The sequence below is a fragment of the Rhodobacter sp. P2_H5 genome, assembly GCF_056403335.1.
Window position 1 is genome coordinate 1 of the sequence record NZ_JBFUFS010000155.1, and the last position, 528, is coordinate 528.

1 protein-coding gene is annotated in these 528 nt (G+C 65.7%); it reads right to left on the minus strand.

What is annotated here, in order from left to right:
- The coding region (locus AC1DVR_RS24060; RefSeq protein WP_478003134.1) for an SDR family NAD(P)-dependent oxidoreductase at positions 1-496 on the minus strand (496 nt) is incomplete at its 3' end.
- Between the last annotated feature and the right edge of the window lie 32 nt (positions 497-528).

Genomic DNA, 528 nt, shown 5'->3' on the forward strand with positions numbered 1-528 from the left:
CGCCAGGGCTGGCGAGGAAGGCGAAGGCCGCAGCGATCTCTTCCGGGCGGCCGAGGCGGCCTGCGAGAGTCAGTCCGGCCTCATAGGACTTGGCATTGGCGACGACCGTGGGGTCGGCCGAAAACTTGTCGAAGATGGGCGTGTCGATGGGGCCGGGGGCGACGGCGTTCACACGGATCCCCAGCGGCGCAAGTTCGGCGGCCAGAGTGCGGACGACCGACCGCAGCGCAGCCTTGGTCGCGGAATAGACCAACTGCCCGGGGATGCCCAACACGTCATTTACGCTGGTGGTGAACAGGATTGCCCCGCCCGAGGTCATGAAGGGCAGGCAGGTCTGCGTGGCAAAGATCGCTCCCTTGAGGTTGATGTTCATTTCACGGTCGAATGCCGTCTCGTCCAGGTCGGCGATACGCGAGGTCAGGCAGACCCCCGCATTACAAATCAACACGTCCAAGCGTCCGCCCCAAGCGCGGATCTGGTCGGCCAACGCCGCCATCTCGGCTGKGCGGCCGATGTCGAGGGTCAGCC